Raw genomic sequence first — 14756 nt, forward strand, 5'->3', positions numbered from 1 at the left:
GAATGGGGGAGTGGGTAATGCGACTGTTGCTGTCGGCTGCGCTGTTGATCGGGCCGGGGAGCGCGACGCCGCCACCATTGGCACCGGCCAGCCGCTGGACCGTCGAATATGCCGAGAAGATGTGCGTCGTCAGTCGCGGCTATGGCGACCCCGCGCATCCGGTGATCGTCGCGTTCAAGCCAACGCCTTTCAGCGATCAACTGCAATCGGTGATCCTCGGCACCCGCGCGCAACTGGGCAAGGAAGGATCGCTCAATCTGGCATTGGAGGCACCCGGACGTACCTTCGACAAGAAGCAGCCCGGAACCCGCGTCTATTTTCCGGACGGCGACAGAGCCGTGCTGACCTATTACATCAGCCGCGCCGAATTCGAAGGTCTGGTCGATGCCCCGACTTTTACCGTGCGTCCGAAAAGCGGGCCGGTCATTTCCGTCGCGCTGGCACTGAACAAGCCGCTGCTGGCCGCACTGGAGAAATGCGAAGTCAATTTGATGGAGCAGCTCGGCTATGATCCCAAGAAGCTGGCGGCCGTCGTTACACGTGCCACAAGCAATAGTCCGGCCGAATGGATCACGCAGGACGATTATCCCGCATCGGCGCTGATGAAGCACGAACAGGGCATGGTGGTCATCGCATGGACGATTTCGACCGCCGGCCGCGTGACCGACTGCAAAATCCTGCAATCTTCTGGATCGAACGATCTCGACAAGGCTGCCTGCGGTGCCATTCTCCGGCGCGGCCGCTACAGCCGCCCCGCGCTCGACGCCGCGGGCAATCCGGTGGAGTCCTATTCGACCCGGCGCGTCATGTGGCTGTTGCCGCACGGATAGCCATCACCGCCCGAACGGCAACAGCGCCTCATATACCTCCAGCGGCGGCTTGTCCTTCACCGCCATCCCCTGCCGGAGCAGAAAGGCGTGGCGGACGATCTCCGCCTGCTGCTCGATCCCGTATGCCGCGAACGGCTTTCCCGGCACGATGGCATAGCGATAGGTGCACAGCGGATGCCGCATCAGCGGCAGCCAGTATCGCCCGCGATGCTGGGTCTGATGAATATGCATCATCTCGTGCAGGAACAATGCCGCCAGATCGCGACCGGCGCTTGCGAAATCGTTGCGGTAGAGCGTGCCGCCCGGATGGAAATGGATGCAGCCGGTCGGCGCCATCGCGACCTGTTTCGGCTGAAAGAACGCCCATTTGGCATTCGCCACCCGCGCCCGGTCATACTCGATCGCATTGCCGAACATCGTTCGGGCAAGCTCGACTTCGGAAGGGGTCAGGGGTCGTTTCATCAGGGTGCCGGATCGCCCGCGGCGACCAGTCGGGCATCGACCGTCACTTTCGTCCCGTCGTCGAACCCGAAGGTCAGCGGGACCGTGCCGCCCGCCCGCAGATCGTTCGACAGGCCGAACAACATGATATGTTTGCCGCCGGGGCCAAAGCCGACGGTCCCCTTGATCGCGACCTTGGCGAGCGGTTGCATCGCCATCATGCCGCCATGGCTCGCCATGCTCTCATGCAGTTCGGCCCGCGCGACCGCCGGGCTGGCGACGCTGGTAAGTACGTCGTTTCCGGACGATCCTCCCCGAACGATCGCATAGCCCGCCGCCGGCCGTCCCGGCACGGCGGGCAGCCTTACCCAGGCGTCCCGAACGCTCGGCCCTTGCTGGCATCCGGCCAGCAGGATCGCCGCCATCAACGCCATCCACCGTGTCTTCACGCCCACGCTCCCGATCCGATACGGTTCCCTATGCCGCGCATAATCTTGCGGCAAGCCGAACCCTGCCTATATCCGCCTCCGGAACGACCCGCTTGGCACCTCCCCGTGCCGGTCGGGCCAGACATTATTTCAACCCGGGGGCCAATGAGGGACCATGGCTAAAGTTATCGGTATCGATCTGGGCACGACGAACAGCTGCGTCGCGGTAATGGAGGGCGGTAGCCCCAAGGTCATCGAGAACGCCGAAGGCGCGCGGACCACGCCGTCGATCGTCGCTTTCGCCAAGGATGGCGAGCGTCTGATCGGCCAGCCGGCCAAGCGTCAGGCAGTGACGAACGGCGACAACACGATCTTCGCAGTGAAGCGCCTGATCGGCCGCCGCTTCGACGATCCGGTCACTAAGAAGGACACCGAACTGGTTCCCTACACCATCGCGCGCGGGCCGAACGGCGATGCGTGGGTGAAGGCGGGCGGCGAGGAATATTCGCCGTCGCAGATCAGCGCGTTCATCCTGCAGAAGATGAAGGAAACGGCGGAGTCGTATCTCGGCGAAACCGTGACGCAGGCGGTCATCACCGTGCCGGCATATTTCAACGATGCGCAGCGTCAGGCGACCAAGGACGCCGGCAAGATCGCCGGTCTTGAAGTCCTGCGCATCATCAACGAACCGACGGCGGCGGCGCTCGCCTACGGCCTCGACAAGGACAATAACAAGACCATCGCGGTCTATGACCTTGGCGGCGGCACCTTCGACATCTCGGTCCTCGAGATCGGCGACGGTGTGTTCGAGGTGAAGGCGACCAACGGCGACACCTTCCTCGGCGGCGAAGATTTCGACGCGAAGATCGTGCAGTTCCTCGCCGACGAGTTCAAGAAGATCGAAGGCATCGATCTGACCAAGGACAAGCTGGCGCTCCAGCGGCTCAAGGAAGCCGCTGAAAAGGCGAAGATCGAACTGTCCTCGGCGCAGACGACCGAAGTCAACCTGCCGTTCATCACGGCGGACGCGACTGGTCCGAAGCACCTCGTCAAGTCGATCACCCGTGCCGACCTCGAACGTCTGGTCGAGGATCTGGTGAAGCGCACGCTCGAGCCGTGCAAGAAGGCGCTGGCCGATGCCGGCGTGCAGGCGAGCGCGATCGATGAGGTCGTGCTGGTCGGCGGTATGACGCGCATGCCGCGCGTCCGCGAAGTCGTGAAGCAGTTTTTCGGCAAGGAACCGCACACCGGCGTGAACCCCGACGAAGTCGTGGCGATCGGTGCCGCGATTCAGGCGGGCGTGCTGCAGGGCGACGTGAAGGACGTGCTGCTGCTCGACGTGACCCCGCTGTCGCTGGGCATCGAGACGCTGGGCGGCATCATGACCCGCATGATCGACCGCAACACCACCATCCCGACCAAGAAGTCGCAGGTCTATTCGACCGCCGACGACAATCAGGGTGCGGTGACGATCCGCGTGTTTCAGGGCGAGCGCGAAATGGCGCAGGACAACAAGATGCTCGGCCAGTTCGATCTGGTCGGCATACCGCCCGCGCCACGCGGCGTGCCGCAGATCGAGGTCACGTTCGACATCGACGCCAACGGCATCGTCAACGTGTCGGCCAAGGACAAGGGCACCGGCAAGGAACAGCAGATCCGCATCCAGGCATCGGGTGGTCTGTCGGACAACGACATCGACCAGATGGTGCGGGACGCCGAACAGTTCGCGGAAGAGGACAAGAAGCGTCGCGCCTCGGCCGAAGCCCGCAACAACGCGGAATCGCTGATCCACACCACCGAGCGTCAGCTGGCCGATAACGGCGACAAGGTCGACGCGTCGCTGAAGTCGGAGATCGAAGCCGCGGTCGCCGAGACCAAGGCAGCGGTCGAAAGCGGTGACAGCGACCGCATGACCGAAAAGAGCCAGGCGCTGGCGCAGGTTGCCATGAAGCTGGGTCAGGCGATCTACGAAAAGCAGCAGCAGGCCGAAGCCTCGCCCGCTGCCGACACCGCGCAGGAGAAGAAGGCCGACGACGACGTCGTCGACGCCGAATTCTCGGAAGTCGACGACAGCCGCAAGGCGTAAAACGGAACGCCCCTCCTTCTCCCCTTCAGGGGAGAGGGCCGGGGAGAGGGGCAGTCGCGGGGCGGTTTCGGTTTGAAACCCCCTCTCCCAACCCTCTCCCCTGAAGGGGAGAGGGCTTTTTGATGACCACCGAAGTCGATTTCTACGAACTGCTCCAATGCGAGCGTACCGCGGATGCGGGAACGATCAAATCGTCGTACCGCAAGCTCGCGATCAAATATCATCCGGACAAGAATGCCGGCTGCAAGGATTCCGAGGCGAAGTTCAAGGCGATCAACGAAGCCTATGACTGCCTGAAAGACCCGCAGAAGCGCGCGGCGTACGACCGCTACGGCCATGCCGCGTTCCGTCAGGGCGCGGGCGGTGCCGGTGGCGGTGCGCAGGACTTCAACGGCTTTTCCGATATCTTCGAAAGCGTGTTCGGCGAATTCATGGGCGGCGGGCGGCAGGGTGGCCGGGCCGGCCCCCGGCGCGGCGCCGACCTGCGCTACGACATGGAAGTCACGCTCGAAGAGGCGTTCCACGGCAAGAACACGCAGATCACCGTCGACCTCTCGACCGGTTGTGCCCCGTGCGGCGGCAGCGGCGCGTCGCCGGGCACCAAGGCGCGGACGTGTCAGACCTGCGCCGGCCATGGCAAGGTACGGGCGCAGCAGGGCTTTTTCGTCGTCGAGCGCGCCTGCCCGACCTGCCACGGCGCGGGACAGGTCATCGCCGATCCGTGCCCGGTCTGTAACGGTGAGGGCCGGGTCGACCAGACCAAGACGCTGGAGGTCAACGTACCCCCCGGCGTCGACGAAGGCACCCGCATCCGTCTGACCGGCGAGGGCGAGGCAGGGGCACGCGGTGCGCCGGCCGGCGATCTCTACATTTTCCTCCATGTCAAACGGCATGCGCTGTTCGAACGCGAGGGCACCGCGCTCCATGCGCGCGCGCCGATCAGCTTCACGACGGCGGCGCTGGGCGGCTTGATCGAGATTCCCGGTCTCGACGGGCAGAAGCACAGCATCCGTATTCCGGCGGGCATCCAGTCGGGCAAGGAACTGCGCCAGCGTGGTGCCGGCATGCCGGTGCTGCAGGGGCGCGGCCATGGCGACATGGTCATCCATATCGAGGTGGAAACCCCGACCCGTCTGTCGACGCGGCAAAAGGAACTGCTCGAAGCATTCCGCGAGACCGAGACCGGCGACGAATGCCCCGAATCGAGCGGTTTCTTCAGTCGCTTGAAAACCGCGCTCGGCGGGTAGGGGCTGCCGTCTTCCCGTCATCCCGGCGCAGGCCGGGATCTGCGGACGGCAGGCCGTCGCATAATATGCGTGAACACCCGACACAATGGATCCCGGCCTGCGCCGGGATGACGGAGGGTTGTAATGCCATCCCGACACCGACCAAGGACGAAACAGCCATGACCGCCCAGTGGCGTCTCGCCCGCGCCGACGACGCGCCGCGCATCGCCGCGCTCGCGTGTGCCGAACTGGGCGAGTATGGCGAGGCGACGGACCTCTACGCCGAACGCATCGCGCTCAGCGCCGAGGGCTGCTGGGTCCTTGCGGCCGACGACGGCACGGTCGTTGGCCATTGCATCAGCCATCCGTGGCACCGCCTCGCGCCGCCGGCGATGCACACGCTGCTGGGCGACCTGCCGCCCAGCGCCGATTGCTGGTATCTGCACGATGTCGTCGTCGCCCCGGCCGCACGCGGCACCCGCGCGGTCGAATGCCTGCTCCCGATCCTTGACGACATTGCCACGCGCCGCGCTATCCCGGTGCTCGCGCTGATCGCGGTCGGCGGGGCCGATGGCTATTGGGCACGACAGGGCTTCATCGCCGCCCCCGGCGGCGCGGCGGGCTTCGGCGCGGACGCCGTCTATATGGAGCGGCCGGTCGCCTGCCCGGTCGATGGCACGCGAACTTCCGGTGGTATCGCCACGGCGCACCCGAACCCGACGACGCGATAGCCGCAACGCGCGATCCGGCGGCGGCGGGATCATCGCACCCGCAACGAGCGGCTCGGCCTCTACCCCGCCTGCTGCATCCCCGCCGGACCGATGCCCGGCGGGGCGCTTCGATCACGCTTCGCCGAACACCCGGGCGAAGATCGTGTCGACATGCTTGTAGTGATAGCCGAGATCGAACCGGCTCTCGATCTCCTCCGCCGACAGCGCAGCGGCGACGTCCGGATCGGCCTTCAGCAATTCGAGCAGCGACAATTCGCCGTCCGATTCCCACACCTTCATCGCGTTACGCTGGACCCAGCGATACGAATCCTCGCGGCTGGCTCCTGCCTGCGTCAGCGCCAGCAGCACCCGCTGCGAATGGACGAGGCCGCCCATCTTGTTCAGGTTCTTCTCCATCCGCGCCGGATAGACGACCAGCTTGTCGATCACCCCGGTCAGGCGCGCCAGCGCGAAATCGAGTGTGATCGTCGCGTCGGGGCCGATATAGCGCTCGACCGACGAGTGCGAGATGTCGCGCTCATGCCACAGCGCGACATTCTCCAGCGCCGGCGTCACATAACCACGCACCATGCGGGCAAGGCCGGTCAGGTTTTCGGTCAGCACCGGATTGCGCTTGTGCGGCATCGCCGACGAACCCTTCTGCCCCGGCGAGAAATATTCTTCCGCCTCCAGCACTTCGGTGCGCTGCAAATGGCGGATTTCGGTGGCCAGCCGCTCGATCGATCCGGCGATCACGCCCAGCGTCGCGAAATACATGGCATGGCGGTCGCGCGGGATGACCTGCGTCGATACCGGCTCGACGCTCAACCCCATCTTCTGCGCGACATGCTCCTCGACGCGCGGGTCGATGTTGGCGAACGTTCCGACCGCGCCCGAAATCGCACAAGTCGCCACTTCCGCCCGCGCATTGCGCAACCGGGTGCGGCAGCGGTCGAACTCGGCATAGGCCTGTGCCAGCTTCAGCCCGAACGTCACCGGCTCGGCATGGATGCCATGGCTGCGGCCGATCGTCGGGGTCAGCTTGTGCTCGCGCGCGCGCCGCTCGATCACCGCCAGCAGCTTGTCGAGATCGGCGAGAAGGATGTCCGATGCCCGCGCCAGCTGCACCGCCAGACAGGTGTCGAGGACGTCAGAGCTGGTCATCCCCTGATGCAGGAAGCGCGCTTCCGGCCCGGTCCGTTCCGAAACATGCGTCAGGAAGGCGATGACGTCGTGCTTTGTCTCCGCCTCGATCGCGTCGATCCGCGCGACGTCGAAATCGGCGTCGTTCATCGCCCAGATCTTTTCGGCAGCTGCCTTTGGCACCACGCCCAGTTCGGCCAGCGCGTCGGTGGCGTGTGCCTCGATCTCGAACCAGATGCGGAATCGCGACTGGGGCTCCCACAGCGCAGTCATTTCGGGGCGGGAATAGCGCGGAATCATGTGTGGGCCTTTCAAAACGGGCGAACGGTTTGCCGCGCCCTAGCAACAAGTCGGGGACGAATCGAGCCTGTCCTGCGATAGACGAGCTGCGAAAGGGGGTTCAATCTACCCCGAAACGACCTAGATAAGCTTCATCATCGCACAGTCGTTCGAGCGAACATCGGACCGGCTGGATGAAAGACCGAAGCAATCCGAAAGGAAAAATTCGATGATGAAGCGTATTCTTCTCGCTAGCGCCGTCCTGATGTCGACCCCGGCATTTGCACAGGATGCAGCACCGGCGCAAACGACTGCCCCGACCGCGCAGACGGTCCCCGCTGATCCGGCCGCGACTGCTGCCGACCCCGCCGCATCGGCAACGCAGGCGGCCGCGGCCGATCCGGCGACCCAGACCGCGCAGACCACCGCCGAAGCGGGACAGCCCGCCAGCGGCACGCAGATCGCGCAGATCGTCGAGGCGGAGTTCCCGAAATATGACAAGGACGGGAAGGGCCAGTTGACCGAGAAGCAGTTCGGCGAATGGATGGTCGCCCTGCGCTCGGCGAGCGAACCCGGCGTAACCGCTGAAAAGCCGGCGGTGAAGACGTGGGTCAAGCAGGCCTTTGCACAGGCCGACAAGGACAAGTCGAAGGCGGTGTCGAAGGCCGAGCTGACCAGCTTCCTGAGCCAGAGCGCCTGACCGCCTGCCAACGCCGATATCGATACGACCGCCGGGAGCGATCCCGGCGGTTTTTTCTGTTGGTGGGCGCGCCGCCTTCCCAACCCTGAACGTCACCCCGGACTTGATCCGGGGTCCCGCTTCTTCTCCTGCAACCGCAGCCCTCCGCAGGAAGAAAGAAATGGTTCACGCGAAGGCGCGAAGGCGCGGAGGGGTTGCGCACCGGGCGGACCGCCCGCATTCGGGAGACCATGTCGCGGGCCGGCACGAAAGATGCAGCCGCTGACGCGGAAGACGTCGCGACAGATGCAACCCCTTCGCGTCTCCGCGCCTTCGCGTGAACCCGCTTCTTGCTTCTACCGAACCCGCGCCGGATTCCCCGCCACCGTCGCCCCCGCCGGCACATCGCGCGTCACCACCGACCCGGCACCGATGATCGCATCTTCGCCAACCGTTATTCCCGGCAGCAACAGCGCACCGCCACCGATCCATACATTCGCCCCGATCGTGATCGGCCGCCCGAATTCCAGCATCTGCGCCCGCACCGCCGGATCGCGCGGATGGTCGGCGGTCAAAATCTGCACCCCCGGCCCGATCTGCGTCTTCGCGCCGATCGTCACCGCGCATACGTCGAGGATGACGCAGCCGAAGTTCAGGAACACGCCGTCGCCGAGAGTGATGTTGTACCCGTAGTCGATATGGAAGGGCGGGCGGATGTTGACGCCGTCGCCGACCGATCCCAACCCGTCGCGCAGGATCGCCAGCCGCTCGGCCGGGTCCATCGCCAGCGTCGCGTTATAGCGCTCCATCCACCGTCCCGCCGTCGCGCAATCGGCGACCAGTTCGGGATCGCCCGCGTCATACAGGTCGCCGGCGATCATCTGCTGTTTGTTGGATAAGGTCATAGCATTCCCTGTGCGCGCAGGCTCGTATGCCCCTTCGCGCCGATGATCAGGTGATCGTGGACGGTGATGCCCAGCGGCTTGCCCGCCGCTGCGATCTGCCGCGTCAGGTCGATATCGGCCCGACTGGGGCTATGGTCGCCGCTCGGATGGTTATGGACCAGAATCAGCGCCGCCGACCCCAGATCGAGCGCGCGGTGGATTACCTCGCGCGTATAGAGCGGCGCTTCGTCCAGCGTTCCCTCCGCGACCAGTTCGTCGCGGATCAACAGGTTACGGGTGTTCAGGTGCAGCACCCGGATACGCTCGACCGCCTGATGCGCCATGTCGGCGTGGAGATAGTCGAGCAGCGCCTGCCAGTTCGACAGCACCGGCCGTGCCAGCACCTGCGCCTGCAACATCCGCGTCGCCGCGCATTGCGCGATGCGGATCGCGGCGACGGCGGTGTCGCCCATGCCCGCTACCTTGCCCATCGCCGCCGGATCGGCCGACAGCAATCCGCCGATCCCACCGAATTCGTGCAACAATGTCTTTGCCAACGGCTTGGTATCGCGCCGGGGAATGGCCAGCGCCAGTAGATACTCGATCAGTTCGTGATCGAGCAGCGCCGCCCCGCCATGCTCCAGCAACCGCCCCCGCAGCCGCGCGCGGTGTCCGGTGCCATCGGTTTCGGGCGGGGTGTTCATGGCGCGGTCGTAGCCGATCGGGCAGGGGCGGGCGAGGGGGTGCGTTCCGTTGACGAAGCGAAGACCAGCATCAACCCTCTCGTCATCCCCGCGCAGGCGGGGATCCCTACACGCTACCCTGTCGGCGCTACCACAGCCGACAGCGCCAATGGATTCCCGCCTTCGCGGGAATGACGAAAGCTAACCCTGCACCTCATCCCGCCGCAACGTGAGGACCTCGACCCCGTCCGCCGTCACCGCGACGGTATGCTCGAACTGCGCCGACAATTTCCTGTCGCCGGTTACGACGGTCCAGCCATCGTCCTCGGTCTCGACCCGGCGCGTGCCCTGATTGACCATCGGTTCGATGGTGAAGGTCATGCCCTCGCGCAGCCGCACGCCCTTGCCCGGCTTGCCGAAGTTCATCACCTCGGGCGCTTCGTGCATCTCGCGGCCGATACCGTGGCCGCAATATTCGCGGACCACTGAATATCCGTTCTTCTTGGCATGGCGTTCGATCGCAAAGCCGATATCGCCCAGATGCGCGCCGGGCTTCACCTGCCGGATGCCCTGCCACATCGCCTCCTGCGCGACCTTCACCAGCCGCCGCGCGGCGGGCGCGACCGCGCCGACCAGATAGGTCTTGCTCGAATCGGCGATGAACCCGTTCTTTTCCAGCGTGATGTCGAGGTTGATGATATCGCCGTCGCGCACGATCGTGTCGGCATCGGGCACGCCGTGACACACGACCTGATTGATCGAGCAATTCAGCACGAACTTGAACCCGTACTGCCCCTTGCTGGCGGGCCTTGCGGCAAGGTCGTGGGTGATGAAGCGCTCGACCAGATCGTTGATCGCCAGCGTCGACATGCCGGCCAGGTTCGTGTCGTCGAGCATTTCGAACACACGCGCCAACAGCCTGCCCGAAATGCGCATCAGCGCCAGTTCGTCCGGGGTCTTGACCATGTCAGGCGGCGATCGCGTCGACGGGCGGGACCTGCACGGCGGCCAACTCTGCACGGACGATGTCGGTGAACGGCAGCGTCGGGTTCGCTTCAGCCAACATCCCGATCTTCATCCAGAATTCGGCCTGCGCATTGATCGACCGGCACATCACCGCGCTCGCCCTGCGAACTTCGGCATGCAAATCGTCGTCGATCTTCACGATCCCCATGGTTGGCCTTCCTCCTGATGCTCGATACGAAACATATATGGTCCATATGCTATCGGGTCAACTCAGGTCGCCCGCTACGTGTAACCTTCGCCAACTTCCGTTGCGCAGCCGGAACCGTTTGGCGCCTCTCGCGCTTGACGCCGGCGGGCCGAACCGCGACGAACGGGGCGAAACAGCGGAGTGGGTGGTCTGGGCGTTGACGACGATCGGGCGGAGCAGGCCGAAGCGTCGCCGCGTCGCGCCGGTCGCCGGCGGCGGCGTTTCGTGCGGGTGCTGCTGGTCATCTGCCTCCTCGTTCTCGCGCTGGCGGCCCTGCTGTGGACGCAGCGGCGCTCGATCGCCGACGATATCGTCCGCCGCGAACTCGAACGCCGCGGCGTCACCGCCCGCTACCGCGTCGCCGAAATCGGCTTCGGGCGTCAGCGTCTGGTCGACGTCGTCCTTGGCGATCCCCGCGCCCCCGACCTCGTTGCCGACTGGGTGGAAGTCGATACGCGGGTCGATCTGAACGGCGCACAGGTCACCGGCGCGCGCGTCGGACAAGCCCGCCTGCGCGCGACGCTGCGGCCCGATGGCACGGTCTCGTTCGGACAGATCGACCGCCTGCTCCCGCCGCCCTCGGGCAAACCCTTTGCGCTGCCCGATTTCGACGTCGCGGTCGATGACGGCCGCGTTCGTCTCGCCACCCCCTATGGCCTGATCGGTGCGAAGCTCGCCGGGCGCGGCAACCTCGCCAACGGCTTTGTCGGGCGGCTGGCGGCGGTGTCCGAACGCCTGTCGTTGAACGGCTGCGGCGTCGACCGTTTGGCGCTGAACGTATCGCTCCGCACCGCCACGACCGGACCGTCGCTGACCGGCCCCGTGCGTGCGCGGCAGGCGGCCTGCGGCGAGGTACGGCTGGGTTCGCCGGTCATCCGCCTCGACGCAAAGCTCGCGCCGGCCTTCAACGGCTGGCGGGGGCAGGCCGACGTCTCGGCGGCGGCGGTCGCCGCGCCGCAGACCCGCGTCGCCGATCTTTCGGGCCAGATCGGCTTCGAGGGCACGGCGCAGGGCACGCGCGGAACGCTCGACCTTGCGTCGGGCGCATTCGACCTGCCGCAACTCGACGGTGCCGGCCTGTCGATCGCCGGCCGCTATCAGGTCGGCGGCGTTCCCGCCTTCGAAGGGCGGGTCGGCGCGCGCGGCGCAAGGCTCGCCGACGCGATGGTCACACAAATCGAGGGATCGGGTACTGCCGCTAACGGTCTGCCGGTCGCACCGCTGCTGCGCGCCGCGTCCCGGGCGGCGGGGCAGGCGGCGCGCCGCTTCGACCTGTCCGCCGACGTCGCCGCCCGCCCGCTCGCCGCCCGGCTCGACCGGCTGGCGTTCACCGCCGCCAATGGTGCCCGCGCGACGCTGCGCGACGGGCCGGTCCGCTGGGTATCGGGCAAGGGCGTGACGCTGAACGGTACGCTGGCGACGGGCGGGGGCGGGCTGCCGGTCGCGAGCATCCGCCTGTCGCATGCCGGACCCGGTGCGCCGGTGACCGGCACGGCGATGGTGCAGCCCTATGCCGCCGGTGACTCCCGGCTGGCGCTTGCGCCCGTCCGGTTCCGCACTGCCGGCAACGGAGCGACCCAAATCGAGACACGCGCCGAACTGAGCGGGCCGCTCGGCGATGGTCGGGTCGAACGACTGGCGGTGCCGATCGATGCGCGTTGGGACGGGGGCGGGCGGCTGACCGTCAATGCCGACTGCGTGCCGGTCGCCTTCGATCGGCTGCGCGTTTCGGCGCTTGTTCTAGACGCCACCCGGTTGCGGCTATGCCCGCAGGACGGGGGGATGCTGCGGCTTGCCCGTGGCCGCGTCGCTGGCGGGGTCGGCATAGGTGCGACGCAATTGCGCGGCACCCTCGGCGGAACGCCGCTCGCGCTCGCCGCAAGCGGCGGCCGGTTCGGCTTGGCCGGCATGGCGTTCACGTTGGACGGCGTGAAGACCCGGCTGGGTAGTCCGGAACGGGTCAGCATCCTCGATATCGGGACGCTGACCGGCCGTATCGCCAACGGCGCCGTCACCGGCGGGTTCGAGCGGGGCGAGGGGCAGATCGGCAACGTTCCCCTGCTGATCCGTGAGGCGTCGGGCGGCTGGAAACTGGCGGGCGGCGTGCTGTCGCTGAACGGCGATGTCGGCGTCCGCGACGCCGCGCCCGAACCCCGGTTCGAACCGCTGCGCAGCGACGATTTCCGGCTGACGCTGAACGGCAATGACATTCGCGCCGGTGGTACGCTGAAGCACCCGACCAAGGGGGTGAAGGTCAGCGACGTGACCATTGCCCATGACCTTGCCACCGGGCGCGGCGATGCAGTGCTCGACGTCCCCGGCATCGCCTTTGGTGACGCGTTCCAGCCCAATGAACTGACGCGCCTGACGTTCGGCGTCATCGCCGATGTGAAGGGCAGCGTGTCGGGCCGGGGCAAGATCGGGTGGAGCCCCGAGGGCGTCACCAGTACCGGCGTGTTCCGCACCGCCGGAACCGACCTCGCCGCTGCCTTCGGCCCGGTCACCGGCCTGTCGGGCGAGATCCGCTTCACCGACCTGCTGGGGTTGGTCAGCGCGCCAGGGCAGGTGGCGACGATCGCCGAGGTCAATCCGGGTATCGCCGTAACCGATGGCGTCGTCCGCTATCGCCTGATCGAAGGGCAGCGGATCCAGATCGAGGGCGGCCGCTGGCCGCTGGGCGGTGGCGAGATGATCCTCGATCCGACCATACTTGATTTCGCCGAGGACCGCGAACGGCGCATGACGTTCCGGGTGAAGGGAGTCGATGGCGGGCTGTTCCTGCAACAGTTCGCCTTCGACAATCTCAATGCGTCGGGCACGTTCGACGGCGTGCTGCCGATGATCTTCGATGCCAGTGGCGGCCGCATCGAAGGCGGCAAGCTGCAGTCGCGTGGTGCCGGCAACCTGTCCTATGTCGGCGAAGTGTCGAAGGAGGATGTCGGCTTCTGGGGCAATCTTGCCTTCCAGGCGCTGAAATCGATGAACTATCGTGGCCTGACGATCGAGATGGACGGGCCGATCGCCGGCGAGATGGTGACCGCGATCCGCTTTTCCGGGGTCAGCCAGGGGAAGGGGACCTACAGCAATTTCCTGATTCGGCGGCTGGCGCGGCTGCCCTTCGTCTTCAACGTGCGGATTAGGGCGCCCTTCCGCCAATTGATCGATTCGGTGCAGAATTATTATGATCCCAAGCGGCTGATCGAACGCAACCTGCCCGCGCTGCAGGCCGAACAGCGCCGCCGCGAACAAGGCTTGCCGCCGGCACCGCTCGATACCACCATTCAGCCTTCCGAAAGCGAGACCGTGCCATGACGCGAACCGTGACGATGCTGCGATTTCTGACGATCGGTGCCGCTTCCTGTGCGGCGACCGGGTGCGTGAACGTCTCCGCGCCCGATAAGCCGATCGTCATCAACTTGAACATCAACATCACGCAGGAAGTGGTGTATCGTCTCGACGGAGAAGCGAAGACGCTGATCCAGGACAATCCGGGGATATTCTGACCATGCATGCTTTCGTGAAATACGGCCTCGCCGCAGCCGCCATTGTCGCGGTCGCCGGGTTTGCCGGCAGCGCATGGGCGCAGCGCGATCCGGCCTATCAGGCTGCTCGCGCCGCGGGTCAGGTCGGTGAGCAACCCGATGGCTATCTTGGCGTAGTCGGCGGCGGCACTCCGGAGCTTCGCGCGCTGGTCGCGAACATCAATATCCAACGCAAGGCGGCGTACACGCGCGGCGCACAGGCGGGTGCGACGGTCGAACAGTTCGCGTTCGTATCAGGCTGCAACCTGATCGCGCAGACCAAGCCGGGCGAGAAGTACAAGACGCCGGGCGGCGGCTGGGAAACCCGCGGCAGCGGTGCGCCGGAGCGCGACCCGCGCTGTGTGTGAGGGTTGAAGATCGGCGACCTATACGTTATGTATTGATCGCTGAGTCAGAAGTTCGTTGAACTCGTCTCCGACCCCGGTTGTGTCCGCAACCGGGGTCTTTTCGTTTGGGAGCCGAGTGTCCGCTCAGCCCCCTCCCGTCGCTACCTAGGTGTTTGATCCCGCGGTTTGATGGTGCGATCCTTTCGTTGGAATGGAAGGAAGCCGTATGGGACAGGTTCGTCACGGGAGCGCCACGACCACGCACGCCGTCCGAGCAGCAATACAG

At 66.0% G+C, this 14756-nt stretch carries 15 protein-coding genes; 8 read left to right on the plus strand and 7 right to left on the minus strand.

What is annotated here, in order from left to right:
* Nucleotides 1–17 precede the first annotated feature (17 nt).
* A complete protein-coding gene (locus ASE90_RS20810) occupies nucleotides 18–830 on the plus strand; it encodes an energy transducer TonB (protein ID WP_056004568.1) in 813 nt (270 codons plus the stop codon).
* Between the two features lie 3 nt (nucleotides 831–833).
* On the opposite strand, the gene ASE90_RS18770 is transcribed toward ASE90_RS20810, so the two are convergent.
* Nucleotides 834–1295: a vgr related protein gene (locus ASE90_RS18770; protein ID WP_156361660.1), complete on the minus strand. Its 462-nt coding sequence runs from the start codon at nucleotides 1293–1295 to the stop codon at nucleotides 834–836.
* On the minus strand, nucleotides 1292–1720 hold the full coding sequence (locus tag ASE90_RS18775; protein ID WP_156361661.1) for a copper chaperone PCu(A)C: 429 nt from the start codon (nucleotides 1718–1720) through the stop codon (nucleotides 1292–1294). Before ASE90_RS18775 ends, ASE90_RS18770 begins: the two co-directional genes overlap by 4 nt.
* A 154-nt stretch (nucleotides 1721–1874) precedes the next feature.
* On the opposite strand from ASE90_RS18775, the gene dnaK reads away from it, so the two are divergent.
* The 3 genes from dnaK to ASE90_RS18790 all read left to right on the plus strand — a co-directional run bounded on the left by dnaK (nucleotide 1875) and on the right by ASE90_RS18790 (nucleotide 5742).
* Nucleotides 1875–3785 (plus strand): molecular chaperone DnaK, encoded by a 1911-nt coding sequence (dnaK, locus tag ASE90_RS18780; RefSeq protein WP_056004574.1) that lies wholly within the window; start codon nucleotides 1875–1877, stop codon nucleotides 3783–3785.
* Nucleotides 3786–3907: 122 nt separating this feature from the next.
* Nucleotides 3908–5032: a molecular chaperone DnaJ gene (gene dnaJ / locus ASE90_RS18785; protein WP_056004576.1), complete on the plus strand. Its 1125-nt coding sequence runs from the start codon at nucleotides 3908–3910 to the stop codon at nucleotides 5030–5032.
* A gap of 158 nt (nucleotides 5033–5190) precedes the next feature.
* Entirely contained in the window at nucleotides 5191–5742 is a 552-nt protein-coding gene (locus ASE90_RS18790) for a GNAT family N-acetyltransferase (protein WP_056004578.1), read from the plus strand.
* 111 nt (nucleotides 5743–5853) lie between these two features.
* Here the strand turns inward: ASE90_RS18790 and purB are convergent, their stop codons facing one another.
* Nucleotides 5854–7164 carry an adenylosuccinate lyase gene (gene purB, locus ASE90_RS18795; protein ID WP_056004580.1) on the minus strand — a complete coding sequence of 437 codons (1311 nt, stop codon included), beginning with the start codon at nucleotides 7162–7164 and terminating at the stop codon, nucleotides 5854–5856.
* Between the two features lie 211 nt (nucleotides 7165–7375).
* On the opposite strand from purB, the gene ASE90_RS18800 reads away from it, so the two are divergent.
* Nucleotides 7376–7843, plus strand: a complete 468-nt coding sequence (locus tag ASE90_RS18800) for an EF-hand domain-containing protein (protein WP_235531957.1) — start codon at nucleotides 7376–7378, stop codon at nucleotides 7841–7843.
* A gap of 335 nt (nucleotides 7844–8178) precedes the next feature.
* Here ASE90_RS18800 and ASE90_RS18805 read toward each other — a convergent pair whose 3' ends face one another.
* The 4 genes from ASE90_RS18805 to ASE90_RS18820 form a co-directional block, all read right to left on the minus strand.
* Complete coding sequence (locus tag ASE90_RS18805) at nucleotides 8179–8727, minus strand: sugar O-acetyltransferase (RefSeq protein ID WP_056004585.1); 549 nt, start codon at nucleotides 8725–8727, stop codon at nucleotides 8179–8181.
* Complete coding sequence (gene radC, locus ASE90_RS18810; protein WP_056004587.1) at nucleotides 8724–9410, minus strand: RadC family protein; 687 nt, start codon at nucleotides 9408–9410, stop codon at nucleotides 8724–8726. The genes ASE90_RS18805 and radC overlap by 4 nt, the downstream gene beginning before the upstream one ends.
* Before the next feature lie 180 nt (nucleotides 9411–9590).
* A complete protein-coding gene (gene map / locus ASE90_RS18815; RefSeq protein WP_056004589.1) occupies nucleotides 9591–10355 on the minus strand; it encodes a type I methionyl aminopeptidase in 765 nt (254 codons plus the stop codon).
* Nucleotide 10356: 1 nt separating this feature from the next.
* Complete coding sequence (locus ASE90_RS18820) at nucleotides 10357–10563, minus strand: ParD-like family protein (RefSeq protein WP_056004592.1); 207 nt, start codon at nucleotides 10561–10563, stop codon at nucleotides 10357–10359.
* 180 nt (nucleotides 10564–10743) lie between these two features.
* On the opposite strand from ASE90_RS18820, the gene ASE90_RS18825 reads away from it, so the two are divergent.
* Genes ASE90_RS18825 through ASE90_RS18835 form a run of 3 tightly spaced genes read left to right on the plus strand, consistent with a single transcriptional unit; the run spans nucleotide 10744 to nucleotide 14491 of the window.
* Entirely contained in the window at nucleotides 10744–13914 is a 3171-nt protein-coding gene (locus ASE90_RS18825; RefSeq protein WP_235531962.1) for an intermembrane phospholipid transport protein YdbH family protein, read from the plus strand.
* Complete coding sequence (locus ASE90_RS18830; protein WP_056004594.1) at nucleotides 13911–14105, plus strand: YnbE family lipoprotein; 195 nt, start codon at nucleotides 13911–13913, stop codon at nucleotides 14103–14105. Before ASE90_RS18825 ends, ASE90_RS18830 begins: the two co-directional genes overlap by 4 nt.
* Before the next feature lie 2 nt (nucleotides 14106–14107).
* On the plus strand, nucleotides 14108–14491 hold the full coding sequence (locus ASE90_RS18835; protein ID WP_056004596.1) for a YdbL family protein: 384 nt from the start codon (nucleotides 14108–14110) through the stop codon (nucleotides 14489–14491).
* Nucleotides 14492–14756: the final 265 nt, after the last annotated feature.

Source organism: Sphingomonas sp. Leaf67 (assembly GCF_001421965.1).
Classification (GTDB): Bacteria; Pseudomonadota; Alphaproteobacteria; order Sphingomonadales; family Sphingomonadaceae; genus Sphingomonas.

Excerpts from the sequence above, each read along its gene's own strand:
- ASE90_RS18830 (WP_056004594.1), top strand. The coding sequence starts at position 13,911 with ATGACGCGAACCGTGACGATGCTGCGATTTCTGACGATCGGTGCCGCT.
- ASE90_RS18800 (WP_235531957.1), top strand. The coding sequence starts at position 7,376 with ATGAAGCGTATTCTTCTCGCTAGCGCCGTCCTGATGTCGACCCCGGCA.
- dnaK (WP_056004574.1), top strand. The coding sequence starts at position 1,875 with ATGGCTAAAGTTATCGGTATCGATCTGGGCACGACGAACAGCTGCGTC.
- dnaJ (WP_056004576.1), top strand. The coding sequence starts at position 3,908 with ATGACCACCGAAGTCGATTTCTACGAACTGCTCCAATGCGAGCGTACC.
- ASE90_RS18820 (WP_056004592.1), bottom strand. The coding sequence starts at position 10,563 with ATGGGGATCGTGAAGATCGACGACGATTTGCATGCCGAAGTTCGCAGG.
- map (WP_056004589.1), bottom strand. The coding sequence starts at position 10,355 with ATGGTCAAGACCCCGGACGAACTGGCGCTGATGCGCATTTCGGGCAGG.
- purB (WP_056004580.1), bottom strand. The coding sequence starts at position 7,164 with ATGATTCCGCGCTATTCCCGCCCCGAAATGACTGCGCTGTGGGAGCCC.
- ASE90_RS20810 (WP_056004568.1), top strand. The coding sequence starts at position 18 with ATGCGACTGTTGCTGTCGGCTGCGCTGTTGATCGGGCCGGGGAGCGCG.
- ASE90_RS18805 (WP_056004585.1), bottom strand. The coding sequence starts at position 8,727 with ATGACCTTATCCAACAAACAGCAGATGATCGCCGGCGACCTGTATGAC.
- ASE90_RS18790 (WP_056004578.1), top strand. The coding sequence starts at position 5,191 with ATGACCGCCCAGTGGCGTCTCGCCCGCGCCGACGACGCGCCGCGCATC.
- ASE90_RS18835 (WP_056004596.1), top strand. The coding sequence starts at position 14,108 with ATGCATGCTTTCGTGAAATACGGCCTCGCCGCAGCCGCCATTGTCGCG.
- radC (WP_056004587.1), bottom strand. The coding sequence starts at position 9,410 with ATGAACACCCCGCCCGAAACCGATGGCACCGGACACCGCGCGCGGCTG.